Genomic DNA, 26,323 nt, shown 5'->3' with positions numbered 1-26,323 from the left:
CGGGGAGGGTTCGGGCAGGATGGAGTCATGGCACGTTCGAGCGGTGATCCAGCGGCGGCGATCGTCTGCGAGGATGTCGTGATCGACCGGATCGGCCATTCCGCGCCCACGCGTGCGATCGACGGAGTGACGTTCACACTGCCTCCCGGCGAGCTGATCTGCATCGCGGGCGCGACAGGTTCGGGGAAGTCGACGCTGGTCGGTGCGCTGGCGGGTGCTCCGGACCCGTCGATACGCGTGGTCGGGGGTTCGGCGACGGTCTGCGGAGTCTCGGTGCGCCACCCTGGCCGGCGCCTTCGGGAACTGACCTACCGTGCCGGGTACCTGCCGCAGAATGCCGGGGCGCTGCTGACGCCGCAGCTGACGGTCCACGAGATCATCGCCGAACCGATCCTGCAGCGTGAGCGCAAGGTGAACGTCAAGGCGCTGTCCATCCGGGTCGCGACGCTCCTCGACGAGCTGCACCTGCCGCTGGGCCTCGCCTCCTCGTTCCCCTATGAGCTGAGCGCCGGGATGCGCCAGCGCGTCGCGATCGCGCGCTCGCTGGTGCTGGATCCGCTGGTGCTCATCGCTGACGAGCCACTCGCGAACCTCGATCTGGAGGTGCGGCCGGTGGTCTTCGACGCGATCACGCGGCGCCGCACCGGACGGGGGATGGCGGCTCTGCTGGTGAGCAACGACGCCGCCTTCGCACGCGAGCTGGGTGCGGCGACCCTGATGATCCGCGAAGGGCATGTGGTCGCACGCGGCGTCGGCGCCGATCTGCTGTGGACGCCCGGGGCGGACCACGCCGTCTGACGGGGGGCCGTGCTGCGCCCGCGCTGAGGCGAACGCATCTCGCGCCGGGAACCTCGTCCTCGCCGTGACGACCGGATGTCCGGTCTACGGGCGGATGACAGGCGGACGACTCCGCCAACGACGAAACCCCGTCACGAGGACGGGGTTTCGGGGGATTGCTCCCCGGCTTGGACTCGAACCAAGAACCTGCCGGTTAACAGCCGGCTGCTCTGCCAATTGAGCTACCGAGGAATGTCTCCCGCTGCGCGGGCAACTCGTCAACTATAGCAAACGTTCGCGGTGCTTCCCGCCTCGGGCCGGCGCCCGGGCGCGTCGCGCCGCGGCGCCTGGCGCTCAGCCTTCGAGGTTGTCGACGCCGGGCAGCCAGCGTGCGCCTGGACGGCCCCAGCCGCGCTTGCGGGAGATCTTCTGCACGGTCTTCCAGTCGCCGTCGTCCAGACGGTCGACGTACAGGATCCCGTCCAGGTGGTCGAACTCGTGCTGCATGATCCGGGCGCGCCAGCCGTCGACCTCGATGCGGACGTCGTCGCCATTGAGGTCGGTCCCGGTCACGAGGACGCGCTCGGATCGGCGCAGCGGGAAACGCTCGCCGGGGAACGACAGGCACCCCTCCGATTCGAGATCGGGGTCGGGGGAGCCGGGCTCGAGCGGCGCCATCCAGAGCACCGGATTGATGATCTCGCCGCGCCAGGGGTTCTCGTCATCGTCGACGTACGAGTACACGTAGATCCGCAGACCGACTCCCACCTGCGGGGCGGCGAGGCCCACGCCGGGAGCGATGTCCATCGTCTCGTACATGTCCGCGACGAGGGTGCGGATGTCGTCGGTGATCTCTCCGACGGGGTCGGCGGGGGAATGCAGGACGGGATCGCCCATGATGCGAATCGGAAGCACAGCCACGCGTCAACCCTAGTCGGCGCCGTGCGGCGGGTAGGCTCGAAGGGTGCTTGAGGAGCTGACGCGGAACATGGGGGCGGCAGACGTCGGCGAACACCTCGCCGGCGTGTTCGCCAACCCCGGCCTCTTGATGGGCATCCCGCTGGCGCTGGCGGGTGCGGTGTTCATGTCGCTCGGCGCCCAGTACCAGCACCGCGGGGTCGAGAAGGTCGAGCGGCTGAGCGGCTCCGACGCGGCCACGGGCCTGAGCTGGCAACAGGTGAAGGGGCTGCTGACCCGGCCGTCCTGGATCGTCGGCACCCTCATGCTCGGTCTCGCGATCGTCTGCCAGCTCGCCGCGCTCACCAAGGCGCCGCTGATCGTGGTCCAGCCGCTCGGAGCCATCGCGCTCGTGATCACGACCCTGCTCAACGCGCGGGTGAGCGGTGTGGCGCCGACGAAGCGCTCGCTCGTATCGATCTTCGCCTGCGTGGGCGGCATCTTCATCTTCGTGCTCTTCGCCGCGCTGTTCGCCGTCGAGCGCGATATCAGCGAGATCCAGCTGTTCACGATCCTCACGATCCTGCTCCTCGTGATCATCCTGCTCGGCGCCTGCTGGCTGATCCTCCGGCATCGCATGCGTGCGCTGTTCTACGTCACCGGCGCGGGCATCCTCTACGGCTTCGTCGCGACGCTGGCCAAGGCGGTCCTGGTCCGGATCCAGTCCGGTCAGTTCGACTGGCTCACGGCGGTGTGCGTGATCGCGCTCATCGCGGCCGGCGCCGCGGGCGCCTACTTCGTGCAGACGGCATACGGGTCCGGCCCGCCCGACCTCGTGATCGCGGGCCTCACCGTCATCGATCCGATGGTCGCGGTGCTCATCGGCCTGCTCGTGCTCCAGGAGGGCGCTGCGGCCCCGGTCTGGGTGTTCGTCGCCTTCGGGATCTCCGGAGCCATCGCCGGATGGGGCGTGGTCACGCTCGCCCGCTACCATCCGCAGGTCGTCAGCGAGAGCCAGGAACTGCCCATCACCCGCGGGAGCAGCGGAGGGGCCGCCCCGTCGTCGGGGAGCCGCCACACGCCGGAAGCGCAGGGCGATGACGCAACGGCGCCCTCGGAAGGCCATCCCGACTCGCCGGCATGGCCGTCGAACGTCGCTCCGCTCCGGCGCGAAGAACCGCCTCGTACCGGGGGCGACGCCGACGAGCGCGGGAACGGATCCGCCGGACGCTGATCCGGTGGATCGGCGTCGACGTCCGCAGTCGCTGATCCGGTGGATCGGCGTCGACGTCCCCAGTCGCGGCGTCGGTCAGTAGTCGACGTCGATGAGATCCGGCGCGACCTCTGCCGCGGCGGCCTCGTCCACGAAGAACACGGTGCGCTTGCGTCCCTTGGCTCCTGCCGCCGGCACGTTCTCATAGTTCGCGCCGGCCAGTGCCAGCCCCAGCGCCGAGGCCTTCTCCGCTCCGGTCAGCACGAGCCAGACGCGCTTCGAGGCGTTGATGACGGGACGGGTCAGCGTGATCCGCTCCGGCGGGGGCTTGGGGGAGTCCCGCACCGGCAGCACGGCGGCATCCGACACCGTGATCTCCGGGCGGTCGGGGAACAGCGAGGCGACATGCCCGTCGGGGCCGACACCCAGGAAGCACACCGCGAACGACGGCCAAGGGCGCTCCGCGTCCCCGAAACGCGCGAGCTCCGCGGCATACGCGTCCGCACCCTCGTCGAGCGTGAGGCCCTCATCGCTCGCCGCCATCTCGTGCACGTTCTCGGCCGGAACGGGGATCCGGTCCAGGAGTGCGGCCCTGGCCTGCCCGGCGTTGCGATCGGGGTGATCGCGCGGGACGAAGCGCTCATCGCCCCACCAGAAGTGCACCAGGGACCAGTCCAGCTCGGCGGTGCGTGGATCCTCCGCCACCGCCTGCAGCACGGCGGATCCCATGCTTCCGCCGGTCAGTGCGATGTGGGCGACGCGGCCGTCCCTGATCCGCGCCTGGACGCGCACCAGGAACCGGTCTGCGACGAGGCGGGCGAGCGAGGCCGGATCCGCGCCGATCACGACGCGCTTGGCGGGGGAGTCGGAGGCCATGTCAGGCGACCGGCTCCGGCGCTTCGAGCAGCTCCCAGCCCTCGGTGATCACGCGGCCGTACAGCACGTCCGGATCGAGGCGGCGGAGCTCCTCCGCCAAGCACTCGCGCAGGGTGCGGCGGGGCAGGTGCAGCTCGTGGTCGGGCTGACCGGGCTGCGTGAGCACGGCGGAACCCGGCACCGGACGCTCGAGCAGGATGTCGCCGTCCGCCCGGGTGAGCCGCACCGACTTGATGCCCTCCTGCCACACGTCGGGGCTCTCGTACGCCCAGCGGACCGGTACGTCGAGGGCGAGCCGCAGCCACGCCGCCAGCAGCGCGGTCGACGGCGATGCCGCGGCACCGCGCACCTCGACGGCGGTGACGTCGTCGTACGGCGGCTGGTCGAGCACCGCGGCGAGCTGCTCGCGCCAGTGCGTGAGCCGGGTCCAGGCGAGATCCGTGTCGCCGGGCACGTGCGTGCGGCCGAGCACCTCGAGCTGAGCGCGCACGTCGGAGGCCGTCGCGGCGTCTGTGATGCGGCGCTGAGCGATACGGCCGAGGGGCGAGGCCGCGGGCGCCTCCGGCGCCTCGCGCGGCCACCACACGACCACGGGCGCATCGGGCAGCAGCAGTCCGGTGACCAGGCTCTCCTCGTTGCTCGCGGCGTCGCCGTAGGCGTGCAGCACGACGACCTCGCTCGCGCCGGCGTCGCCGCCCACGCGGATCTGCGCGTCGAGGTGCGCCTCGCCCTCGCTCGTGGTGAGCACGATCACGCGCATCGGGTGCTCGCGGGAGGCGTCGTTCGCGGCGTCGATGGCCGACTCCGCGACGTCGTCGGTGGCCGCGATGATCAGCGTCAGCACGCGTCCGAGCGCGACGACGCCGCCCTCCTCGCGCGCCTTGACCAGGTTCTTCGCGATCTGGCTGGTGGTGGTGTCGGGCAGATCGATGATCACGGGCGCCTCCAGACACGTCCGTCACGGGCGAGCAGGGCGTCGGCGGACGCCGGGCCCCAGGATCCGGGAGCGTACTGCTCCACCGGGCCGCCTTCCGCGGCCCAGAACTGCTCCACCGGATCCAGGATCTTCCAGCTGAGCTCGACCTCTTCGTGGCGCGGGAACAGCGGCGGGTCGCCGAGGAGCACGTCGAGGATGAGACGCTCGTAGGCCTCGGGGCTGGCCTCGGTGAACGCGTGCCCGTAGCCGAAGTCCATGGTCACGTCGCGCACGTTGCTGCCGTTGCCGGGAACCTTCGAGCCGAACCGCAGGGTGACGCCTTCATCCGGCTGCACGCGGATCACCAGGGCGTTCTGCCCCAGCTCGGAGGTCTGCGCTCCGCCGAACAGGTGCTCGGGGGCGCGCTTGAACACGACCGCGATCTCCGTGACACGGCGTCCGAGACGCTTGCCCGTGCGCAGGTAGAACGGCACGTCGGCCCAGCGGCGGGTGTTGATCTCGAGCTTCACGGCGGCGTAGGTCTCGGTGGTGGATTCCGGATCCATGCCGTCCTCGTCGAGGAAGCCCGTGACCTGCTCGCCGCCCTGCCAGCCGCCGGCGTACTGTCCGCGCGCCGTGGCGAGGGACAGATCGTCGGGGAGGGAGACCGCGGCGAGGACCTTCTCCTTCTCGGCGCGCAGATGCTCCGCCGACAGGCTGATCGGTTCCTCCATGGCCGTCAGCGCGAGCAGCTGCAGCAGGTGGTTCTGGATGACGTCGCGCGCGGCGCCGATGCCGTCGTAGTAGCCCGCACGTCCGCCGACGCCGATGTCCTCGGCCATCGTGATCTGCACGTGGTCGACGTAGTTGCGGTTCCAGATCGGCTCGTAGAGCTCGTTCGCGAAGCGCAGCGCGAGGATGTTCTGCACCGTCTCCTTGCCGAGGTAGTGGTCGATGCGGAAGATCGAATCGGCGGGGAACGTGCCCTCGAGCGCGTCGTTGAGCGCCCGCGCCGAGGCGAGATCGTGCCCGAACGGCTTCTCGATCACGACGCGACGCCAATGGTCGGCGTCCTCATGCCCCTCGACCAGCCCGGAGTCGCGCAGCTGCTGCGCGACCAGCGGGAACTGGTTCGGCGGGATGGAGAGGTAGTACGCGTGGTTGCCCATGGTTCCGCGTTCGACGTCGAGCTTCTCGACCGTCTCCCGCAGCCGGCGGAAGGCGTCCGGGTCGCCGAACTCGCCGGAGACGAACCGGATGCCCTGCAGGAGCTGGGCCCAGGTCTCCTCGCGGAACGGGGTGCGCGCATGCTCCTTGACGGCGTCGTACACCACTTGCGCGAAGTCCTGGTCCTCCCAGTCGCGGCGGGCGAAGCCCACCAGCGCGAAGCCGGGGGGCAGCAGACCGCGGTTGGCGAGGTCGTAGACGGCAGGCATGAGCTTCTTGCGCGACAGGTCGCCGGTGACGCCGAAGATCACCAGGGCGCTGGGGCCCGCGATCCGATTCAGCCGGCGGTCGTCGGGATCGCGCAGCGGGTTGTGGCCGCGGGAGACGGGGACAGACATCAGTGGGGGATTCTCCTGAGGTTCGCGGGGACTACTGGGCGGCCTCGAACAGGTCGAGCACGTCGTCCTGGGGCTCGGTGATCGTGAGCGTCACGACCGGTCGGCCGTGCGCGGTCAGCACGCCGGCGTCGCCGGCGGCTTGCGCCTCGATCAGCTGACCGAACGTGAACGGGCGATCGGGGATCTCCAGATCCACATCGGTCCGCTCCAGGATCTGCAGGAACACGCCCTGTGCGGGTCCGCCCTTGTGATACTGGCCGGTCGAGTGGAGGAAGCGCGGGCCCCACCCAAACGTGGTGGGACGACCGGAGTCGGCGGCGACGAGCTCGCGCAGTCCCTGCAGCTGCGGCATCTCGAGCCGGTCGACGTAGGCCTGGATGCTGACGTAGCCGTCTTCCGGCAGCTGCGCCCACAGCGCGTCGAGCACGCCCGCGATGGTGCCGGAGGCGAGCAGCGCCGGGTCCGAGGCGCGCACCTCGACGCCGTCCTGTTCGAAGGCGGCCGGGGACGCCTCGGGGCGCGCGTCGAGCAGGCCCCGGGCGGCGACCTTCGCCGACTCGACGTCGGGCTGGTCGAACGGGTTGATGCCGAGCAGGTACCCGGCGACGGCGGTGGCGTACTCCCACACCAGGAACTGCGCGCCGAGCGTGCCGCTGACGAGGATCTCGCCCGGGTGGCGCTCGCGCAGGTGGAACTCATCGGCCTCGTCGACGAGACGCACCAGCTGCAGGTCGGCGGGCGCCGCCTCGACCTCGGGGGAGACCGGGAGCAGCACGACGGGAAGGATCCCCGTGCCCTCCTTGCCGGTCGACTCCGCGACCAGCTGCTCGATCCAGTCGGGCAGGCCCACGATGTGCGTTCCGTCGGTGATCAGGCCGAGCTTGTCGCGACGTGGTCCGTCCGGTGTCTGCCGCGAGGCGGCGATCGCCGCGCCGAGCAGCAGCGCGGGGTTCTCCGGGGAGTCGATCGCGACCTGCAGCAGCGTGGCCTCGGCCTCATCGAGCAGTTCGTCGATGTCGACGCCGGCCAGCCCGGAGGGCACCAGGCCGAAGGCGGTGAGGGCGGAGTACCGGCCGCCGACGTTCGGGTCCGCGTTGAACACCCGATAGCCGGCCTCGCGGGCCGAGGTGTCGAGCGGCGAGCCGGGGTCGGTGACCACGACGATGCGCTGCACCGGATCGATTCCGACGTCGCGGAACGCGGCTTCGAAGGTGCGGCGCTGCGAGTCGGTCTCGACGGTCGATCCGGACTTCGAGGAGACCACGAGCACGACGTCCGAGAGTCCGGCGTCGATGGCGGCGAGCACCTGTCCAGGAGCCGTGGAGTCGAGGATCGTGACCTCGATGCCGGCCGTCTGCGAGATCACCTCGGGGGCGAGCGAGGATCCGCCCATCCCGGCCAGCACGACCCGGTTCACGCCCTGGGCGGCGAGCTCGTCGCGCAGGGCGATGATCTCCGGGACCAGGGGGCGCGACACGGATACCGCGTCCACCCAGCCGAGCCGGACGCCCGCCTCGGCCTCGGCGCTCTCGCCCCACACCGTCGGGTCGGCGTTGGTGATCCGGGAGGCGATCAGCTCGCCGACCAGTCGCGGGACGACCTCGTCGATGGCCGCCTTCGGCGCCCCGGAGGTGTGGATCTCGAAGCTCACCGCTGCGCTTCCAGTCCTTCGCGGACCTGGCGGAGCAGATCGTGCCAGGAGTCGATGAACTTCGCGACGCCCTCGTCCTCGAGCACCTGGGTCACATCGGCGAAGTCGATGCCGACCGCGGCGAGTCCCGCGAAGACCTCCCGGGACGCGTCGTAGGTGCCGGTGATCGTGTCGCCGGTCACGACTCCGTGGTCGAAGGTCGCCTCGAGCGTCTTCTCCGGCATCGTGTTGACGACGTCGGCGGCGACGAGTTCGGTGACGTACAGGGTGTCCGGGAGCGCCGGGTCCTTGACACCCGTGGACGCCCAGAGCGGGCGCTGCCGGTTCGCGCCCGCGGCCAGCAGCGCGGCAGCGCGCTCACCGGCGAACGTCTTCTCGTACAGCTCGTAGGCGAGGCGGGCGTTCGCGAGCCCCGCCTTGCTCCTGAGGGCGGTGGCCTCGTCGGTGCCGATCGCGGCGAGGCGCTTGTCGGTCTCGGTGTCGACGCGCGACACGAAGAACGACGCGACCGAGTGGATCGTCGAGAGGTCGATGCCGGCGGCCTTCGCCTGCTCCAGGCCCGCAAGGTACGCGTCGATGACCTCGGCGTAGCGCTCCAGGCTGAAGATGAGCGTGACGTTGACGCTGATGCCCGCGGCGATCGCCGCGGTGATCGCCGGCAGCCCCGCCTTGGTCGCCGGGATCTTCACGAGGAGGTTGGGACGGTCGACCTTGGCCCACAGCTCCTTGGCCTGGGCGATGGTGCCGTCGGTGTCGTGGGCGAGGTCGGGGGAGACCTCGATCGACACGCGGCCGTCGACGTGACCGGTCCGCTCCCACACCGGGCGGAAGACGTCGAGGGCGTCGCGGACGTCCTGCGTCGTGGCCTCGGTGATCGCCTCTTCGGCCGTCGCGCCGCGCGCGGCGAGCTCGGCGACCTGCGCGTCATAGGACGTGTCGTCGGGGTTGGTGATCGAGTTGGCGAAGATCGTCGGGTTCGTCGTCACGCCGACGACGTCACGGGACGCGATGAGCTCGGCGAGGTTGCCGGAGTGGATGCGGGTGCGGGACAGGTCGTCGAGCCAGATGCTGACGCCGGCGGCGGAGAGGGCGGCGGTGGGGGTGGTCATGCGGATCTCCTCGTACGTGGTGCTCAAGCGGCCGCGGTGGCGGCGATGGTCTCGTGGGCGGCCGCGATGACGGCCTCGGTGGTGATGCCGAACTTCTGGAACAGGGTCTTGTAGTCGGCGGAGGCGCCGAAGTGGTCGATCCCGACGGACCGGCCGGTCGAGCCGACGATCCCGTGCCAGCTCAGGGTGGATCCCGCCTCGACGGAGACGCGCGCCTTGATCGCGGACGGGAGCACCGCCTCGCGGTAGGCCTCGTCCTGCTCGGCGAACCACTCCAGCGACGGCGCCGACACCACGCGGGCGTTCACGCCCTCGCCGGCGAGGGCCTCGCGGGCGGCGACGGCCAGCTGCACCTCGGAACCGGTGGCGATGAGGAGGACGTCGGGCGTTCCGTTCGGCGCCTCGGCGAGGACGTAGGCGCCCTTGGCCGTGTTCGAGGCCGCCGCGAACGTCTCGCCGGACGCCTCGCCGGTGCCGCGCGCGAAGTTCGGCACGTTCTGGCGGGTGAGCGCGATGCCCGTCGGGCCGCCGTGCCGGCGCAGGATCTCCAGCCATGCCGCGGCCGTCTCGTTGCCGTCGGCGGGGCGCACCACCGCGAGGTTCGGGATGGCGCGGAGCGACGCGAGCTGCTCGATCGGCTGGTGCGTCGGGCCGTCCTCGCCGAGCGCCACGGAGTCGTGCGTCCAGACGAACACACTGGGAACGTTCATCAGGGCGGCGAGGCGCACCGGCGGGCGCATGTAGTCGCTGAAGATGAGGAACGTGCCGCCGAACGGGCGGGTGGGGCCGTGCAGCACGATGCCGTTGAGGATCGAGCCCATGGCGTGCTCGCGGATCCCGAAGTGCATCACGCGACCGTAGGGGCTGCCGTCCCAGTCGTGCGTGGACCAGGACGCGGGGATGAACGACTTCGCCCCGGCGATGGTGGTGTTGTTCGAGCCGGCGAGGTCGGCGGATCCGCCCCACAGCTCGGGCAGCTCGGGCGCCAGGGCGTTGATGACCTTGCCCGAGGCCGCGCGGGTGGCGAGTTCGGTGCCGGCCTCGAAGACCGGCAGGGCGTCCTCGATGCCCTCGGGCAGCTCGTGCGCCTCGAGACGGTCCAGGAGCGCCTTGCGCTCCGGGTTCGCGTCGGCCCAGGCGTCGAAGCCCTGCTGCCATTCGGCGCGCTCCGCGGCGGAGCGGGCGCCGAGCTCGCGGGTGTGCGCGATGACCGCGTCCTCGACCACGAAGCTCTTGTCGGGATCGAAGCCGAGCACGACCTTGGTCGCGGCGACCTCGTCGGCCCCGAGCGCATTGCCGTGCACCGACTCGGTGCCCTTCTTGTTCGGCGCGGGCCATCCGATGATCGTGTTCAGGATGATCAGCGACGGCTTCGAGGTCTCGGCCTTGGCCTGCTCGATCGCATCGAAGAGCTCCTGCACGTCTTCGACGTAGGTGCCGGTGCGCACCCAGTCCACGTGCAGCACCTGCCAGCCGTAGGACTCGTAACGAGCACGGACGTCCTCGGTGAACGCGACGTTGGTGTCGCCCTCGATGGAGATGCGGTTGGAGTCGTAGATCGCGATGAGGTTGCCGAGCTGCTGGTGGCCGGCGAGCGAGGAGGCCTCGCTGGTGACGCCCTCCTGCAGGTCGCCGTCGCCCGCGATCACGTAGACGTGGTGGTCGAACGGGCTCGTCCCCGCAGCGGCCTCCGGGTCGAACAGACCGCGCTCGTAACGGGAGGCGTAGGCGAAGCCGACGGCCGAGGCGAGACCCTGTCCGAGCGGGCCCGTCGTGATCTCGACGCCCTTGGTGTGCCCGTACTCCGGGTGCCCGGGGGTCAGCGAGCCCCAGGTGCGCAGCGCCTCGAGGTCGCCGAGCTCGAGGCCGAACCCGCCGAGGTAGAGCTGGACGTACTGGGTGAGCGACGAGTGGCCCACCGAGAGGATGAACCGGTCGCGGCCGATCCAGTGGGTGTCGGCCGGATCGTGCCGCAGCACCCGCTGGTAGAGCAGGTAGGCCACGGGGGCCAGGCTCATCGCGGTTCCCGGATGGCCGTTGCCGACCTTCTGCACGGCATCCGCCGCCAGGATCCGGGCGGTGTCCACCGCGCGCCGATCGATCTCATCCCACAGCAGTTCCGACACTCCAGAGCCCTTTCAAGACAGTGAGAGCGCCCGATCGTCTGCGCGCCGACCGCTACTTCACGGAGGGGCGAGGCACGTTGACGGGCGCGCGAGCAGTTTCAGCATAGTGGCGTCGTGTCGCGCCCGGGCCGGTCGGGACGAAGTGTTTCGAGGGGCAGAAAGCGCATTCCACCTGTCGCCCGCTCGCGATCGGGGGCGCGGTCGCGGTGCCTCGTCGTGTTCTCCCCGGTGGCATAGAATGGGTGGCGTTGCCCTACGCATGAAGGAGGCGGTCAGCATCGCGACCACCATCGAGTCCGTCGCCGCCGAGCGCTCTCTGAAGCGGACCATCAAGGGCTACATCGAGCTGACCAAGCCGCGGGTCCTCGAGCTGCTGCTCGTCTCCACCGTCCCGGTCATGTTCCTGGCCCAGCAGGGCCTGCCGAACCTGTGGCTCGTCGCGGCGACCGTCATCGGCGGATCGATGAGCGCCGGATCCGCTGCCGCGTTCAACATGTACATCGACCGCGACATCGACGCGCACATGCACCGCACCGAGAAGCGCCCGCTGGTGACCGGGGAGGTCTCCCCGCGCGGCGCGCTGGTGTTCTCCTGGGTGCTCGCGGTGCTGTCCACCGTCTGGCTCTGGGTGACGACCAATTGGGTCGCTGCCGCGCTGTCCGCGGCGGCGATCTTCTTCTACGTCGTCGTGTACACCCTGATCCTGAAGCGCCGCACGGAGCAGAACATCATCTGGGGCGGCATCGCGGGGTGCTTCCCGGTGCTGATCGGCTGGGCCGCGGTCACCGGATCCCTCGACTGGCCGGCCTTCGTGCTGTTCGTCCTGGTGTTCCTGTGGACCCCGGCGCACTACTGGCCGCTGTCCATGAAGTACAAGGACGACTACGAGGACGTCGACGTCCCGATGCTCGGCGTCACCCGCTCCGCCTCGCAGGTGGGACTGCAGGTCATCCTGTACGCCTGGGCGACGCTGGCCTGCTCGCTGCTGCTCATCCCGGTCGCCGGCATGGGCCTGGTCTACACGGTCTCCGCGCTCGTCTTCGGCGGATGGTTCGTGTACGAGTCGCACCGGCTGTACGCGCAGGCGGTGAAGGGCGCATCGGCGCGGCCGATGCGCGTCTTCCACGCCTCCATCACCTATCTGACGCTGATCTTCGTCGCCGTGGCGGTCGACCCGCTGCTGCCGTTCTGAGTCCCCTCTTCGTCGGCGTCGCCGGCTTCGTCCGCCGCGCGCGCGTTCTCGTCCGACTCGGCGGGGGCGAGTTCGTCCGCGGCGGCGGGGGCATCGAGCGCTCCCTCGGGATCTCCGGCATCATCCGTCTCCACGGCGGGCAGCGGCGCGAGCGCTGCGAGCGGCGTGGACGCGGCGCCGACGATGCTCGACACGACGGCCAGCGCCAGCGAGACGAGGAGCCCGAGCACCCCCGCGCCGAGGAGGGCTGCGCCGATGACGATCCAGGACTGCCCGGCGTAGACCTCGAGCCCCGTGGCGCTGCCGTTCTTGAGAGTGGCCGTCATCGTGCCGAGATGATCGAGCGCCACCACGGCGCCGGTGGCGGTGAGGGCGACCGAGGCGGCCAGGAGGATCCAGAACGAGATGCTGCGGTTCATTGCGCGTGTCATGGGACCCACCCTCCGGGGTGAAGTCGTGCGTGTCTTCTGAACCGGCTATGCGCCGCATATGCGTCGCGCGATGGCCCTGTCCCGGGGGAGAGGTCCCGGGTGTTCGGTCACCCGGGACCGGCGTCCCCAGCAGCCTGCGATCCACGGATCCGTCCCCAACGGGATCCTCCTGCTAGCGTCCAGTCTCATCCAACGGACCTGATCAGGACGACGCAAGGACCGGTTCCTGCGTTGTCCGCAAGAGGACACATGATGAGCGACGACGACCTGCTCGACCTTCTGCTGCGGGAACGACTGCGCGGTGTCGCCGACGTGGCCGCCAGGACGGGGCTCGGCCACGGCGGCGCCCGCGCGGCACTGCAGCGACTGGCGGAGGCGGGCAACCTCTCCCTGCGCGACGACGACGTCGTGCTGCTGAACCCTCCGCTGCACGCGGCCGCGATCGCGATCGAGCGGCTGCTGCTGGCCGAGCGCGCCGAGGCCCAGGCGCGCAGCGAGAGTCTGGCGGCGATCATGGAGGGCGTCGCGCGCCGTACATCGTCGTGGAACTTCGGCGAGGCCGTCGCCCAGGACCGGCTCGTGCTGCAGAGCGCCCAGGGACCGCATGCCGCGGAGGATCTGTGGTTCGCGGTCCAGGCCTCGCGGGTGGGCGCCGGAGGGCGGGTGCGGGCCGTGCTCACCGACCTGGACCGTTACCAGGCCAGCGGTCCCGAGCGCAGTGCGGCCTTCGCGAAGGCGATGTCGTCCTACTCGGCGGTCCAGGCGATCCTGCCCGCGGTCGCCCTCGACGACAAGCTGCTCGCGATGGTGCAGCGTTTCCAGGCCGCGGGGGTCGAGTTCCGCATCCTCCCGGATCCGCCGAGCTGGTTCTGGGTGGACGACGAGGAGGTGACGGGGCTGCCGCTGCTCTGGGGCGACCTGGCGCCGCAGAGCGTGCTCGCGGTGTCGAGTCCGGTGATCGCCGGCCTCGCGCGGGCCTACTTCGAGGGGCTGTGGCAGCAGGCGCGACCGGTCGAGAGGGATCCCGGCGGATACGGACAGCTGCTGCATCGCATGCGTCGGGGGATGACCCTGGACGCGGCATCCCGTTCCCTCGGCATCACGCCGCGGACGGGCCGCCGCCGGATCGCCGCGGCGATGGAGCGCTACGGCGTCGCGACGCTGTTCGCGCTCGGCGCCGCCTGGGCGCAGGACGGGAGCCCCGGGGTGGAGCGGCCGCAGGACTGAGGGACGCCGGCGGGTTCAGGATGCGGTGCGGACTGCAGCCTCGGCCGCCGCCGACTCGGCCGGTCGCTTCAGCCGGAGCACGAGCACGGTGCACGCCGCGACGAGCACGGCCGCGAGCACCATGTGCACGCCCACCGCCAGCGGGAACAGGGCGTTGCGGGCCTGATACAGACCCACGGCGATCTGCACCAGCTCGATGGCGAGCAGGGCGATCACCGCGCTCCGGATCTCCGTGAGGCCGGTCGCCAGGCTGATCACGAGCAGCGTGAGGGTGAGCGCGAAGAGCGCGTAGGCGGGCCAGGAGTGCACGTGCTCGAGGAGCGTCGCGTCGAAGCCGTTGCGCAGCGTGACCTCCGGATCGCCCGAGTGCGGGCCGGCGCCGGTGGTGAGCACTCCGACGAGCACGGTGAGCGCCAGGACGAACGACGTGACGTGCACGAGGATCGCGACGCCCTTCGGCACGGCCCGCTCGCGCGCTCCGCGCGGCTGGCCCATCCGCACCAGGAAGGCCGCGGACACGGCGACGAGCGCGAGCGAGACAAGGTAGTGGAAGGCGACCATGTTCGGGTGCAGGGCGAAGATCACGAGGATCCCGCCGACCGCGGCCTGCAGGAGCACCCCGGCGAACACGATCCAGGCCATGGTCCAGAGGTCCCTCCGCGCGGCCCTGAAGCGCGAGACGAAGACGATGACGACGATCGCGGCGAGACCGACGAAGAAGCTCAGTCCGCGGTTCCCGAACTCGATGAGGGAGTGATAGCTCTGCTCCGCGGTGGGGAACAGCGAGTCCGGCGTGCACAGCGGCCACTCGCACCCCAGGCCGGAGTCGGTGAGCCGGACCGCTCCGCCGGTGCCGACGATCGCGACCTCGAGCACGAACGACACCCAGGCGGCGATCTTCACGCGGAGATCCACGCGGTCGGGGAGCCAATCGTGGACTCGGCCCAGGAATCCGGGGCGGGTGCGGGGCGCGGGCGGTGTCGCGATCTCGGGCATGGGTCCTCCGGATCCCTCCGCGCGAGGCCGAGAGGGCCCGGATGTCGGAGGGAACCTGTAGAATCGGGGGTGTGTGGCGATGACCGCGGAACTCGCGGACAGCATCCTGCACAAGTTTAGGCGCGATTGCTTTGCGTCCATGATGAGGGCCCCAAGCGGCACCCGCTCTCCGCAGACTCGGCGGGATCGGCGGTGTGCCGGGGCGGATGAACCGTTACGGCCCAAGAGGAGAGTGTGATGTCGGATGTGCTGATCGACCGCCCGGAGCTGGATGGGCTGGGGGTGTACGAGTTCGGCTGGCACGACCCCGATGCCGCCGGCGCCAGCGCGCGGCGCGGCCTGAGCGAGGCCGTCGTGCGTGACATCTCGGCGCTCAAGAACGAGCCCGAGTGGATGCTGAAGACCCGTCTGAAGGGTCTGCAGCTGTTCGGTCGCAAGCCGATGCCGACCTGGGGTGCCGACCTCAGCGAGATCGACTTCGACAACATCAAGTACTTCGTGCGCTCGACCGAGAAGCAGGCGCAGAGCTGGGAGGACCTCCCGGAGGACATCCGGGAGACCTACGAGCGCCTCGGCATCCCGGAGGCGGAGCGCCAGCGTCTGGTCGCGGGCGTCGCCGCGCAGTACGAGTCCGAGGTCGTCTACCACCAGATCCGCGAGGACCTGGAGCAGCAGGGCGTCATCTTCATGGACACCGACACCGCGCTGCGCGAGCACCCCGAGTTCTTCCAGGAGTACTTCGGCACGGTCATCCCGGCCGGCGACAACAAGTTCGCCGCGCTGAACACGGCCGTGTGGTCCGGCGGATCCTTCGTCTACGTCCCCAAGGGCGTGCACGTGGAGATCCCGCTGCAGGCCTACTTCCGGATCAACACCGAGAACATGGGCCAGTTCGAGCGGACGCTGATCATCGCCGACGAGGACAGCTACGTGCACTACATCGAGGGCTGCACCGCCCCGATCTACAAGAGCGACTCCCTGCACTCGGCCGTGGTCGAGATCATCGTGAAGAAGAACGCCCGCGTGCGCTACACGACGATCCAGAACTGGTCGAACAACGTCTACAACCTGGTCACCAAGCGCGCCGTGGCGCACGAGGGCGCGACCATGGAGTGGGTCGACGGCAACATCGGCTCCAAGGTGACGATGAAGTACCCGTCGATCTACCTCATGGGCGAGCACGCGAAGGGCGAGACGCTCTCCGTCGCCTTCGCCGGCCCCGGTCAGCACCAGGACGCCGGCGCGAAGATGATCCACATGGCGCCGTACACGCAGTCGTCGATCGTCTCGAAGTCGATCGCCCGCGGCGGCGGCCGCGCCGGCTATCGCGGCGAGGTCCGCGTGGACGCGAACGCCCACCACTCCGCGAACACCGTGCGCTGCGATGCCCTGCTCGTGGACACCAAGTCCCGCAGCGACACTTACCCCGCGATCGACATCCGCGTCGACGACGTGCAGCTCGGCCACGAGGCGACGGTCTCGAAGGTCAGCGAGGAGCAGCTCTTCTACCTGCAGTCCCGCGGCATGCCCGAGGACGAGGCGATGGCGATGATCGTGCGCGGCTTCATCGAGCCGATCGCGCGCGAGCTGCCCATGGAGTACGCGATGGAACTGAACAAGCTCATCGAGATGGGCATGGAAGGATCGGTCGGCTGAGATGACGGCCCCCACTGCCGCGCCCGTCGAGGCGCAGGACACGCACGCCCACATCGACCCGGCCGCCCAGGTCTTCTCCGCGGACAAGACCGTCCCGGTGCAGACCCGGTCGGAACGGCCGTCTTCGTTCGACCCGGCCGACTTCGGCACCCCCACGGGGCGCGAGGTCAACTGGAAGCACACACCGGTGGCCCAGCTCGCCGGGCTGCTGACCGACGAGGCCGGTGACGACTCCGCGCTGTCGATCGATCTCGATGACGTCGAGGCCTTCCTCGTGCCGGATGAGACCGACGCCTACGGCGAGTTCTTCCGCCCGGAGGATCTGCCGAGCGCCCTGGCCTGGAAGCACGCCCGCCGCGGCCTGCACATGCGCATCCCGCAGGACGGCGAGATCGACGCGCCGATCGTCCTCCGCGTCGACGGCACGGACGCGGGCAAGCGCGCGTTCGGTCAGATCCTCATCGAGGCGATGCCGAACTCCCGCGCCACGGTGGTCCTCGACCACCACGGCGCGGCGCAGTACGCGCAGAACGTGGAGATCATCGCCCGGGACGGGTCGCAGCTCACGGTCGTCAGCGTGCAGCGCTGGGCCGATGAGGCGATCCATGCGGCCGCCCACCAGGCCCGCGTCGATCGCGACGCGTCGCTCACGCACTTCGTGGTGAGCTTCGGCGGCGGCATCGTGCGCGTGAACCCGAATGTGGAGCTCTCCGGATCCGGCTCCGAGGCCCGGCTCTACGGCCTGTCCTACGCCGACGCCGGTCAGCACCTGGAGAGCCAGGTCTACCTGCACCACAAGGGCGCGCACACGGTCGGCGACGTGCTGTACAAGGGCGCGCTCCAGGGCGAGAGCGCACACAGCGTGTGGATCGGCGACGTGCTGATCGGGCCGGATGCGACCGGAACCGACTCCTACGAGGCCAACCGCAACCTGGTGCTCACCGAGGGCGCGCGCGCCGACTCGATCCCGAACCTGGAGATCGAGACCGGCGACATCCTCGGGGCCGGTCACGCCAGCGCCACCGGGCGCTTCGACGACGAGCAGCTGTTCTACCTCCAGGCTCGAGGCATCACGGAGGAGGAAGCGCGCCGTCTCGTCGTGCTCGGCTTCCTCAGCGACATCGTGCAGCGACTGGGCCTTCCCTCCCTGGAGGAGGAGCTCCTCGCCGCGATCGAGCTCGAGCTGCAGGCGGTGAACGCGTGACCGCGCAGCGGGCATGCGCGGTGAGCGAGCTGCAGGAGGACACTCCGCTGCGCGTCGAGCTCGACGGCGTGCCGATCGCGGTCGTGCTCGACTCCGAGGGCGAGATCCACGCGATCGGCGACACCTGCACGCACGGCGACATCTCGCTGTCGGAAGGGTTCGTCGAGGGCAAGACGCTCGAGTGCTGGGCCCATGGATCGGCCTTCTCGCTGTGCTCCGGCAAGCCGCTGAACCTGCCGGCCTACGAGCCCGTCCCGGTCTATGTCACGGAGATCGTCGGAGACGACCTCATGATCGACCCCGCCGTCACGAAGGACGTCAGCGCTCTCTGAGCCCGTGCCCGAGCACGAGGCCGCGCGCGGCATCCACACGAAGCTTCACGAAAACCACGAAGGAATCATCCATGTCTGTCCTGGAGATCACCGATCTGCACGTCACCGTCGAGACCGAGGCGGGAACCACGCCGATCCTCAACGGCATCACCCTCACCATGCGCACGGGCGAGACCCACGCGATCATGGGCCCGAACGGCTCCGGCAAGTCGACCCTCGCCTACACGATCGCGGGCCACCCGAAGTACACCGTCACGGGCGGCACCATCACGCTCGACGGCGAGGACGTCCTCGCGATGAGCGTCGACGAGCGCGCCCGCGCCGGTCTCTTCCTCGCGATGCAGTACCCGGTGGAGATCCCCGGCGTCACCGTCACGAACTTCCTGCGCACGGCCAAGACCGCGCTGGACGGCGAGGCGCCCTCGATCCGTCAGTGGACCAAGGACGTCAAGGAGTCCATGGCGAACCTGCGCATGGACCCGAAGTTCGCGCAGCGCAACGTCAACGAGGGCTTCTCCGGCGGAGAGAAGAAGCGTCACGAGATCCTCCAGCTCGAGGTGCTCAAGCCGAAGATCGCCGTGCTGGACGAGACCGACTCCGGCCTCGACGTCGACGCGCTGAAGATCGTTTCGGAGGGCGTCAACCGCGCCAAGGAGCACACGAACCTCGGAGTGCTGCTCATCACGCACTACACCCGGATCCTGCGCTACATCCGCCCCGACTACGTGCACGTGGTCGTCGCGGGCAAGATCGTCGAGGAGGGCGGCGCGGAGCTCGCCGACCGTCTCGAGGACGAGGGGTACGACCGGTTCCTCGACCCCAGCGCTCCCATCGAAGCGTAGGCTGGAAGCCATGACGGCAACGCTGACCGGAGAGAAGTACGACGAGGTCACCGAGGCGCTCAAGGACGTCGTTGATCCCGAGCTCGGGATCAACGTCGTCGACCTCGGTCTCATCTACGACCTCTCCTGGGACGAGGAGAACGACGCCCTCGTCATCCACATGACGCTCACGAGCGCCGGGTGCCCGCTGACCGACGTGCTCGAGGAGCAGACCGGTCAGGCGCTGGACGACGTCGTCGACCGCTTCCGCATCAACTGGGTGTGGATGCCGCCGTGGGGCCCCGAGCGGATCACCGACGACGGGCGCGACCAGATGCGCGCCCTCGGCTTCGCGATCTGACCTGTAGACGCACACGACGACGGCTCGACGCTGCAACACGGCGCCGGGCCGTCGTCGTGTCGGGCCGCCACGCCGCACGAGGACTGCCTGCATCCGAGGTCTGACGCCGTGTGACGCGGGCTGCCCGCTCGCCGTTGCGGCGTCGATAGGCTCGGAGGGTGACCACCGCCGCCCGTACCGCACTGCGCGCCCTGCCGCTCGATCAGCTCCGCCGCCGCACCAGCACCAAGTGGCGCACCTACCCGGAGGACGTGCTCCCGTTGTTCGTCGCCGAGACGGACTTCCCCCTCGCGGACGCGATCACGGCACGGCTGCGCACCGCGGTGGAACTGGGGGACACGGGCTACACGCCGCCGGACCCCGGGATCCGCTCCGCCTTCGCGGCCTACGCGGAGCGCCGTTTCGGCTGGACCGTGCAGCCCGAGCGGATCCGCTCCACCTGCGACGTGATGATGGGCGTCGTCGAGATCCTGCGGGCCGTGCTCGCCCCGGGCGACCGCGTGATCGTCGCGCCGCCCGTCTACCCGCCCTTCTTCGACTGCGTGGAAGAGGCCGGCGGCGTCGCCGAGCGCGTTCCCCTCGTCGATGTCGACGGATCCTGGGTCTTGGATCTGGCGGCGATCGAGCGGGCCCTGGCCCGCGGCGCGCGCGCCGTGCTGCTCTGCAACCCGCACAACCCGACCGGCACCGTGCACAGCAGAGCGGTACTGGCACGCCTCGCCGAGCTCGCCGCCGCGCACGGAGCGGTCGTCGTGAGCGATGAGATCCATGCCCCGCTCGTGCAGCCGGGCATCGACTACACGCCCTTCCTGGCCGCCTCGCCGGTCGCGGCGGAGATCGGCTACACGGTCACGAGCGCGAGCAAGGCGTACAACCTCGCGGGTCTCAAGTGCGCGGTCATGGTGACGGCGAGCGAGAAGACGGCGGCGGTCGTCCGCGGGCTCCCGCCCGAGGTCGAGTGGCGCACGGGCCTGTTCGGCGCGTTGGCGGCGGTGGCCGCCTGGGCGCCGGAGAGCGACGCGTGGCTGGATGCGCTGCTGGTGGCGCTCGATGACAACCGGCGACTCCTCGGGCGGCTGCTCGCCGAGCACCTGCCGGAGGCGGGGTACCGTCTTCCCGATGCCGGCTATCTCGCCTGGGTCGACCTCAGGGACCTCGGCTGGGGCGATGATCCCGCCGGGCGGATCCTCCGGGAGGCCCGTGTGGCGCTCAACCGCGGACCGACGTTCGGCGAAGAGGGACGAGGCCACGTGCGCATCAATCTGGGATGCTCCCCGGAGGTGCTCACCGAGGCCGTGCTCCGCATCGCTGCCCTGGTGCGTCGGTGACGGCGGCCGCGGCTGCGGCGACGATCTGGGACCGGGATCGCCTGGGGATCACCGTCGGCTCCGTCGTGCTGATCTTCCTCGGAGCGATCGAGGCGCTGGCGGTGACCACAGTCATGCCACTGGTCGCCGCCGACCTGCACGGCGAGGCGCTCTACGCGGTCGCCTTCGCCGGGACGCTGGCGACCGGCGTGATCGGCATGGTCTCCGCGGGAGCGTGGAGCGACCGATCGGGACCCCGGGCGCCGCTGTACACCGCGGTCGTGCTGTTCATCGTCGGCCTGCTCATCGCCGGGATCGCGACGGACATGTACGTGCTGATCCTCGGACGCCTCATCCAGGGGCTCGGGGCCGGCGGCCAGGTCGTCGCCCTGTATGTGGTCGTCGCGCGCGTGTACCCGCCCCACCTCCACGGAGGGATCTTCGCCGCCTTCGCCGCCGCCTGGGTGGTCCCGTCGATGATCGGGCCCTTCCTTGCCGGCGCGGTCGCGCAGTTCCTGCACTGGCGCTGGACCTTCCTCGGCGTCGCCGTGCTGACCGCGGTCGCCTTCGCGCTCGTCGCGGTGAAGCTCCGCGCGGTCGACCTCGACGCCCATCCGCAGAACGGTGCGGGCACTGAACCGGCCGCGGTGGAGGGCGACGCCCGGTCCGGCACCACGACCGGCGGGATCGCGCGCCGCATCCTGCTCGCCGTCGTGGTCGCGATCGCCGCCGTCGCGGTCGGGTTCGCGGCCGAGGCGCCGGCGCCGTTCGGATGGCCGCTCGCCCTCGGATCCGTGCTCGTCATCGTGCTCTCGATCCGGCCGCTGCTCCCGAGGGGGACACTGCGCGCGGCACCGCGCCTGCCGAGCGTGATCCTGATGCGCGGCCTGATCGCAGGGGCGTTCTTCGCGGCGGAGACCTACGTCCCGAAGATGCTCATGGAGCGCTTCGACTTCACGCCGACCATCGCCGGCCTCTCGCTCACTGCGGCGGCCCTCGCGTGGTCCTCCGCGTCGGCCGTGCAGGGGAAGTACGGCGACCGCCTCGGCAGCCGCCGCACGGTGCTCATCTCCACGGCAGGATTGCTCGTCGCCCTCATCGGCCTGGTCCTGGTCGCGGCGACGGCGACGATGCCCTGGGCCGTCGTCGTGCTGTGGGGGATCGCCGGCGGCGCGATGGGACTGGTCTACCCGCGCCTCAACGTGCTGATGCTGGCGTACTCGACGCCCTCGGACGAAGGGTTCAACTCCTCAGCATTGTCGATCTCCGACTCCACGGGGTCGGCCGTGACCATCGCGGTCGCAGGGCTGCTGTTCTTCGCTCTGCCGATCACCGGCTCCGGCTTCCCCGCCGTGTTCGCTCTCGCGTCCGTCGTGCTGCTGCTCGCGGCGATCCCGGGCTCCCGGATCGGAGACGGTCCCCGTCCAGCGACCGTCAGTGCAGCGCCGGAGCCGCCCCGAGGCTGAACAGGGCGATCCCGGTCGCGAAGACGGCGGCGTCCCGCGCGTCGTCGTCGAGCACCTCCGTCGTGCGGGCTGCCCCGTAGCTCTCGCCGTGCATGCGCTGCTGGACGAGCGTCGTGTGCCCCAGCACGAACTGCAGCACCGCGGTGGCCGCGAGGTCGGGGTCGTCGAGATGCGACGGCAGCGCACGCAGCAGCACGTCCTGCGCCCGCGAACGACCGGGGCGCAGCGCCGCCGAGCTGATCACGATCTCTGCGCCGTCGCGATGGGCGAGGAGCGCATCGCGCACCGCCCGCGCCGCGTCGATCAGCGGCTCGCCCTCGGCGGGTTCGGGGATGCGCGCGAGGATGCGATCGGAGACGGCGGCGAGCAGGTCCTGCTTGCTGTCGAAGTGCCAGTACAAGGCGCTCGCCTGCACGTCGAGCTCGGTCGCGAGGCGGCGCATGGTCAGATCGGGCAGCCCGTAACGGTCCAGCAGCTCGAGCGCGACGCCGATGATGTGCTCGCGGTCGTGTCGACCGGTGCGCGGAGGAGTCATGCTCCGAGTATAGTGAACACCGTTCAGGTGAACAGTGTTCAGGACTGGCCCGCAGGGGCCGAGCACACGACTTCAGATCCGAAAGGGACCGCCATGACGACGAACGCCCGCCCGTGGGGTGCCGACGCCGCCCGTATCGCCGTGTTCGCGGCGCTGATCATCGCTCTGGGGCTCGTGATCGTCCCGTTGCCCGGGGGAGTGCCCATCACCGGCCAGACCCTCGGGGTGATGCTCGCCGGGCTCATCCTCGGTCCGCGCCTCGCCCCGCTCGCCGTCCTCGCCGTGCTCGCCCTCGCTGCGGCCGGCCTGCCCGTGCTCGCCGGCGGCCGAGGCGGCCTGGGCGTGTTCGTCGGCCCCAGCGCCGGCTACCTCCTGGGGTGGCTCGCGGGAGTGGTCGTGATCGGCCTCATCCTGGGCACGCGGCGCATCACCTGGTGGCGGGCGGGAGTCGCCGCCATGGTGGGCGGAATCGGCGTCGTGTATCTGTTCGGGATCCCGGTGCAGGCGCTCGTGACGGGCGTGCCCCTGGCGCCCACGGCGCTGTCCAGCCTCGTGTTCCTCCCCGGAGACCTCATCAAGGCCGTCGCGGCCACCGTGCTCTGCGTCGCGCTGCAGCGGGCCTATCCGCGTGCCTTCGCGCGGACGGCGCTTCGTGTCGCCTGACATCGAGCTGCGCTCGGTCACGCTGGGGGTGGAGGGGCGCACGATCCTCGACGACGTCTCGGTGCGGCTGACCGCACGCCGGACCGCGGTGATCGGCGCGAACGGATCCGGCAAGTCCAGTCTCGTCCGTCTGCTCAACGGCCTGCAGGTCGCGACCTCGGGAACGGTGCGCGTGGCGGGGCTCGACCCGGCACGCGACGTGCAGGCGGTGCGGCGCCATGTGGGGTTCGTGTTCGCGGATCCCGAGGCGCAGATCCTGATGCCGACCCCGGCCGAGGACCTCGCGCTGTCGCTGCGCGGCGTCCCAGCGCAGGAGCGGACGGCGCGGGTCGACGAGGCGCTCGATCTGTGCGGGCTCGCGACGCTGCGCGACGCGCCCGTGTCCGACCTGTCCGGAGGGCAGAAGCAGCTGCTCGCGCTGGCCTCGGTGCTGATCGGCCGGCCGGGACTGGTCGTCGCGGATGAGCCGACCACGCGCCTCGATCTGCGCAACAGCCGGCGCATCGGCGACGCCCTGATCGAAGACCTGCCGGTGCCGCTCGTGCTCGTCACCCACGACCTCGATCTGGTGCGCCGCTGCGACGAAGCCGTCCTCATCGAGGGCGGTCGCGTTCACGCACAGGGTGCGCCGGACGACGTGATCGCGGACTACCTGCAGTTGTGCGGCTGAGAGCGTCGTCATGATCTCGCTGTATCGCCCCGGATCCGGACTGCTGCATCGCACCCCGGCCGGGGTCAAGCTCGCGGTTCTCGCGGTCGTCGCCTTCGGCATCTCCTTCCTCCCGGCGGCACCTGCGATGATCGTGCCGATCCTCGTCGGCGTCGCCGGCGCGAGCCTGCTCTTCCCGCTCGCCGGTCTCGGGATGCGCGAGCTCGGCGCGGTGTGGTGGCGGCTGCGCTGGCTGATCCTCATCCTCGGCGCCGCGCTGGGCGTGTTCGTCGGAGCTCCGGCGGCCATCGTGAACACGGGCCGGCTCGTGATCCTCCTGCTGCTGGCGGAGCTGCTCACCCGCACCACCCGGACGAGCGCGCTCATGGCGACGATCGTCCGGCTGCTGCGCCCTCTCCGGGCCCTGGGAGTCGACGTCGAGGCCGTGGCGCTCGTGCTTTCGCTCACCCTGACGATGGTGCCGGTGGTCGGCGGCTTCGTCCACGCCGTGCGTGAAGCGCAAGACGCCAGGGGGGTGCGGCTCGGTCTGCGTTCGGCACTCCCGATCCTGGTGCGGACGATGCGCCACGCCGATGCCGTGGGGGAGGCACTGGCTGCACGCGGTCTGGCGCCCTGAGCCGGCGGGCGCGTCGGCGGTCGGTCGGCGTCCTCCCGGACGCGCGGCCTATACTGGGAGGCTGGCCATCCGGCCGCCCACCCCCTGCTGAAGAACGGACGTCTGCTGTGCTCGCCGTGCACGACCTCGAGATCCGCGTGGGAGCGCGACTCCTCATGGAGAACGTGTCCTTCCGCGTCGCCGACGGCGACAAGATCGGTCTCGTCGGCCGCAACGGCGCGGGCAAGACCACGCTGACGAAGGTGCTCGCGGGGGACCTCATCCCCGCCGACGGGAAGGTGGAGCGCAGCGGCGAGCTCGGATACCTGCCGCAGGACCCGCGATCCGGGGATCCGGAGATGCTCGCGCGCACCCGCATCCTCGACGCGCGCGGCCTGGGATCCCTCACGCTGCGGATCCGCGAGGCCTCCGAGGCCATGGGATCCGAGGACGCGGCGGTGGCGGAGAAGGCCATGCGGCAGTTCGGCAACCTCACCGAGCGCTTCGAGGCGCTCGGCGGCTACGCAGCCGAGGCGGAGGCCGCCTCGATCGCGCACAACCTCTCGCTGCCGGACCGGATCCTCGACCAGCCTCTGAAGACCCTGTCCGGCGGTCAGCGCCGGCGCATCGAGCTCGCGCGGATCCTGTTCTCCGACGCGGAGACGATGATCCTCGACGAGCCCACGAACCACCTCGACGCGGACAGCGTCGTGTGGCTGCGCGAGTTCCTCAAGGGGTACAAGGGCGGGCTGATCGTGATCAGCCACGACGTCGAGCTCGTCGGCGAGACCGTGAACCGGGTGTTCTACCTGGATGCGAACCGTCAGATGATCGACATCTACAACATGAACTGGAAGAACTACCTCCGCCAGCGCGTCGCCGATGAGGAGCGCCGCAAGAAGGAGCGCGCCAACGCCGAGAAGAAGGCGACCTCGCTGCAGCAGCAGGCGGCCCGCTTCGGCGCCAAGGCCAGCAAGGCCGCTGCCGCCCACCAGATGGTGGCCCGCGCGGAGAAGCTGCTCTCGGGGCTCGAGGAGGTGCGCCAGGTCGACCGGGTCGCCAAGCTGCGCTTCCCGAAGCCCGCCCCGTGCGGCAAGACGCCGCTCATGGCATCGGGACTGTCGAAGTCCTACGGCTCGCTGGAGATCTTCACCGATGTGGACCTCGCGATCGACCGCGGCTCCAAGGTCGTCGTGCTGGGCCTCAACGGCGCAGGCAAGACGACGCTGCTGCGGATCCTCGCGGGAGTCGATCAGCCCGACACCGGGCAGCTCGAGCCGGGCCACGGCCTCAAGGTCGGGTACTACGCGCAGGAGCACGAGAACCTCGACGTGTCCCGCTCCGTCCTGGAGAACATGATGTCCTCCGCCCCCGATCTCAACGAGACCGAGGCGCGCAAGGTGCTGGGCTCGTTCCTGTTCACCGGCGAGGACGTGCACAAGCCCGCAGGCGTGCTCTCGGGAGGCGAGAAGACCCGTCTCTCGCTCGCGACGCTCGTCGTCTCCGCGGCCAACATGCTGCTGCTCGACGAGCCCACGAACAACCTCGATCCGGCCTCTCGCGAGGAGATCCTCGGCGCGCTGGCGCACTACGAGGGTGCGGTCGTGCTCGTCTCGCACGACCCCGGTGCCGTGGAGTCGCTCAACCCGGAGCGCGTGCTCATCCTGCCCGACGGTGTCGAGGACATCTGGAGCAAGGAGTATCAGGAGCTCATCGAGCTGGCTTGATCGAGATCCC

General features: G+C 70.4%; 25 protein-coding genes and 1 tRNA gene. 15 read left to right on the top strand and 11 right to left on the bottom strand.

The genetic code is table 11. The features are described 5' to 3' along the window. Positions 1 to 27 precede the first annotated feature (27 nt). Positions 28 to 798, top strand: a complete 771-nt coding sequence (locus tag WFJ17_RS08670) for an ATP-binding cassette domain-containing protein (RefSeq protein WP_251440326.1) — start codon at positions 28 to 30, stop codon at positions 796 to 798. 158 nt (positions 799 to 956) lie between these two features. Here WFJ17_RS08670 and WFJ17_RS08665 read toward each other — a convergent pair. Both WFJ17_RS08665 and def read right to left on the bottom strand, forming a co-directional pair. After that, positions 957 to 1,029 (bottom strand) — tRNA-Asn (locus tag WFJ17_RS08665). Positions 1,030 to 1,131: 102 nt separating this feature from the next. Then, positions 1,132 to 1,698 (bottom strand): peptide deformylase, encoded by a 567-nt coding sequence (gene def / locus WFJ17_RS08660; RefSeq protein ID WP_251440323.1) that lies wholly within the window; start codon positions 1,696 to 1,698, stop codon positions 1,132 to 1,134. Positions 1,699 to 1,765: 67 nt separating this feature from the next. On the opposite strand from def, the gene WFJ17_RS08655 reads away from it, so the two are divergent. Beyond that, entirely contained in the window at positions 1,766 to 2,908 is a 1,143-nt protein-coding gene (locus tag WFJ17_RS08655; RefSeq protein ID WP_336648194.1) for a DMT family transporter, read from the top strand. Positions 2,909 to 2,983: 75 nt separating this feature from the next. On the opposite strand, the gene pgl is transcribed toward WFJ17_RS08655, so the two are convergent. From pgl to tkt, 6 genes are read right to left on the bottom strand one after another with little or no spacing between them, the layout of a single operon-like run. Continuing rightward, positions 2,984 to 3,763 (bottom strand): 6-phosphogluconolactonase, encoded by a 780-nt coding sequence (pgl, locus tag WFJ17_RS08650; protein WP_251440320.1) that lies wholly within the window; start codon positions 3,761 to 3,763, stop codon positions 2,984 to 2,986. Position 3,764: 1 nt separating this feature from the next. Then, positions 3,765 to 4,700: a glucose-6-phosphate dehydrogenase assembly protein OpcA gene (locus WFJ17_RS08645; RefSeq protein WP_251440294.1), complete on the bottom strand. Its 936-nt coding sequence runs from the start codon at positions 4,698 to 4,700 to the stop codon at positions 3,765 to 3,767. After that, positions 4,697 to 6,244 carry a glucose-6-phosphate dehydrogenase gene (gene zwf / locus WFJ17_RS08640; RefSeq protein ID WP_251440290.1) on the bottom strand — a complete coding sequence of 516 codons (1,548 nt, stop codon included), beginning with the start codon at positions 6,242 to 6,244 and terminating at the stop codon, positions 4,697 to 4,699. The genes WFJ17_RS08645 and zwf overlap by 4 nt, the downstream gene beginning before the upstream one ends. A gap of 31 nt (positions 6,245 to 6,275) precedes the next feature. Further along, positions 6,276 to 7,895 (bottom strand): glucose-6-phosphate isomerase, encoded by a 1,620-nt coding sequence (locus WFJ17_RS08635; RefSeq protein ID WP_336648162.1) that lies wholly within the window; start codon positions 7,893 to 7,895, stop codon positions 6,276 to 6,278. Then, positions 7,892 to 9,004: a transaldolase gene (tal, locus tag WFJ17_RS08630; protein ID WP_336648161.1), complete on the bottom strand. Its 1,113-nt coding sequence runs from the start codon at positions 9,002 to 9,004 to the stop codon at positions 7,892 to 7,894. The genes WFJ17_RS08635 and tal overlap by 4 nt, the downstream gene beginning before the upstream one ends. A 23-nt stretch (positions 9,005 to 9,027) precedes the next feature. Continuing rightward, positions 9,028 to 11,130 carry a transketolase gene (tkt, locus tag WFJ17_RS08625; RefSeq protein ID WP_251440267.1) on the bottom strand — a complete coding sequence of 701 codons (2,103 nt, stop codon included), beginning with the start codon at positions 11,128 to 11,130 and terminating at the stop codon, positions 9,028 to 9,030. 259 nt (positions 11,131 to 11,389) lie between these two features. On the opposite strand from tkt, the gene WFJ17_RS08620 reads away from it, so the two are divergent. Then, positions 11,390 to 12,322 (top strand): heme o synthase, encoded by a 933-nt coding sequence (locus tag WFJ17_RS08620; protein WP_336648160.1) that lies wholly within the window; start codon positions 11,390 to 11,392, stop codon positions 12,320 to 12,322. On the opposite strand, the gene WFJ17_RS08615 is transcribed toward WFJ17_RS08620, so the two are convergent. Next, the gene (locus WFJ17_RS08615) at positions 12,268 to 12,753 is read right to left on the bottom strand and encodes a hypothetical protein (protein WP_336648159.1); all 486 of its coding nucleotides are present in this window, start codon (positions 12,751 to 12,753) and stop codon (positions 12,268 to 12,270) included. The genes WFJ17_RS08620 and WFJ17_RS08615 overlap by 55 nt on opposite strands. 252 nt (positions 12,754 to 13,005) lie before the next feature. Here WFJ17_RS08615 and WFJ17_RS08610 point away from each other — a divergent pair, with 252 nt between their 5' ends. Then, positions 13,006 to 13,980 (top strand): hypothetical protein, encoded by a 975-nt coding sequence (locus WFJ17_RS08610; RefSeq protein ID WP_336648158.1) that lies wholly within the window; start codon positions 13,006 to 13,008, stop codon positions 13,978 to 13,980. Positions 13,981 to 13,995: 15 nt separating this feature from the next. On the opposite strand, the gene WFJ17_RS08605 is transcribed toward WFJ17_RS08610, so the two are convergent. Then, the gene (locus WFJ17_RS08605; RefSeq protein WP_336648157.1) at positions 13,996 to 14,883 is read right to left on the bottom strand and encodes a COX15/CtaA family protein; all 888 of its coding nucleotides are present in this window, start codon (positions 14,881 to 14,883) and stop codon (positions 13,996 to 13,998) included. A gap of 330 nt (positions 14,884 to 15,213) precedes the next feature. Here WFJ17_RS08605 and sufB point away from each other — a divergent pair, with 330 nt between their 5' ends. The 7 genes from sufB to WFJ17_RS08570 all read left to right on the top strand — a co-directional run bounded on the left by sufB (position 15,214) and on the right by WFJ17_RS08570 (position 22,123). Next, positions 15,214 to 16,632 (top strand): Fe-S cluster assembly protein SufB, encoded by a 1,419-nt coding sequence (gene sufB / locus WFJ17_RS08600; RefSeq protein WP_251440253.1) that lies wholly within the window; start codon positions 15,214 to 15,216, stop codon positions 16,630 to 16,632. Between the two features lies 1 nt (position 16,633). Further along, positions 16,634 to 17,836: a Fe-S cluster assembly protein SufD gene (gene sufD / locus WFJ17_RS08595; protein ID WP_336648156.1), complete on the top strand. Its 1,203-nt coding sequence runs from the start codon at positions 16,634 to 16,636 to the stop codon at positions 17,834 to 17,836. After that, positions 17,833 to 18,168, top strand: coding sequence for a non-heme iron oxygenase ferredoxin subunit (locus tag WFJ17_RS08590; RefSeq protein WP_251440247.1), 336 nt, complete (start codon positions 17,833 to 17,835; stop codon positions 18,166 to 18,168). Before sufD ends, WFJ17_RS08590 begins: the two co-directional genes overlap by 4 nt. A 71-nt stretch (positions 18,169 to 18,239) precedes the next feature. After that, positions 18,240 to 19,010 (top strand): Fe-S cluster assembly ATPase SufC, encoded by a 771-nt coding sequence (gene sufC, locus WFJ17_RS08585; protein WP_292886926.1) that lies wholly within the window; start codon positions 18,240 to 18,242, stop codon positions 19,008 to 19,010. 10 nt (positions 19,011 to 19,020) lie between these two features. Beyond that, the gene (locus WFJ17_RS08580) at positions 19,021 to 19,350 is read left to right on the top strand and encodes a metal-sulfur cluster assembly factor (protein WP_045252088.1); all 330 of its coding nucleotides are present in this window, start codon (positions 19,021 to 19,023) and stop codon (positions 19,348 to 19,350) included. Between the two features lie 158 nt (positions 19,351 to 19,508). Next, on the top strand, positions 19,509 to 20,678 hold the full coding sequence (locus WFJ17_RS08575) for a MalY/PatB family protein (RefSeq protein WP_251440240.1): 1,170 nt from the start codon (positions 19,509 to 19,511) through the stop codon (positions 20,676 to 20,678). Further along, positions 20,675 to 22,123, top strand: a complete 1,449-nt coding sequence (locus tag WFJ17_RS08570) for an MFS transporter (RefSeq protein ID WP_251440219.1) — start codon at positions 20,675 to 20,677, stop codon at positions 22,121 to 22,123. The genes WFJ17_RS08575 and WFJ17_RS08570 overlap by 4 nt, the downstream gene beginning before the upstream one ends. Here WFJ17_RS08570 and WFJ17_RS08565 read toward each other — a convergent pair. Beyond that, on the bottom strand, positions 22,092 to 22,658 hold the full coding sequence (locus tag WFJ17_RS08565) for a TetR family transcriptional regulator (RefSeq protein WP_251440198.1): 567 nt from the start codon (positions 22,656 to 22,658) through the stop codon (positions 22,092 to 22,094). The genes WFJ17_RS08570 and WFJ17_RS08565 overlap by 32 nt on opposite strands. A gap of 93 nt (positions 22,659 to 22,751) precedes the next feature. Here WFJ17_RS08565 and WFJ17_RS08560 point away from each other — a divergent pair, with 93 nt between their 5' ends. From WFJ17_RS08560 to WFJ17_RS08545, 4 genes are all read left to right on the top strand, one after another. Next, complete coding sequence (locus tag WFJ17_RS08560; RefSeq protein ID WP_336648155.1) at positions 22,752 to 23,321, top strand: biotin transporter BioY; 570 nt, start codon at positions 22,752 to 22,754, stop codon at positions 23,319 to 23,321. Continuing rightward, positions 23,311 to 23,991 (top strand): energy-coupling factor ABC transporter ATP-binding protein, encoded by a 681-nt coding sequence (locus WFJ17_RS08555; RefSeq protein ID WP_251440192.1) that lies wholly within the window; start codon positions 23,311 to 23,313, stop codon positions 23,989 to 23,991. The genes WFJ17_RS08560 and WFJ17_RS08555 overlap by 11 nt, the downstream gene beginning before the upstream one ends. Before the next feature lie 10 nt (positions 23,992 to 24,001). Beyond that, complete coding sequence (locus WFJ17_RS08550; RefSeq protein WP_251440189.1) at positions 24,002 to 24,607, top strand: CbiQ family ECF transporter T component; 606 nt, start codon at positions 24,002 to 24,004, stop codon at positions 24,605 to 24,607. Between the two features lie 107 nt (positions 24,608 to 24,714). Next, positions 24,715 to 26,313 carry an ABC-F family ATP-binding cassette domain-containing protein gene (locus tag WFJ17_RS08545; protein ID WP_292886949.1) on the top strand — a complete coding sequence of 533 codons (1,599 nt, stop codon included), beginning with the start codon at positions 24,715 to 24,717 and terminating at the stop codon, positions 26,311 to 26,313. Positions 26,314 to 26,323 lie beyond the last annotated feature (10 nt).

The sequence above is a fragment of the Microbacterium sp. MMO-10 genome (assembly GCF_037148715.1).
Taxonomy (GTDB): domain Bacteria; phylum Actinomycetota; class Actinomycetes; order Actinomycetales; family Microbacteriaceae; genus Microbacterium.
Note: the sequence above shows the minus strand (reverse complement) of the source record. Positions and strands in the feature narration are given on the sequence as shown.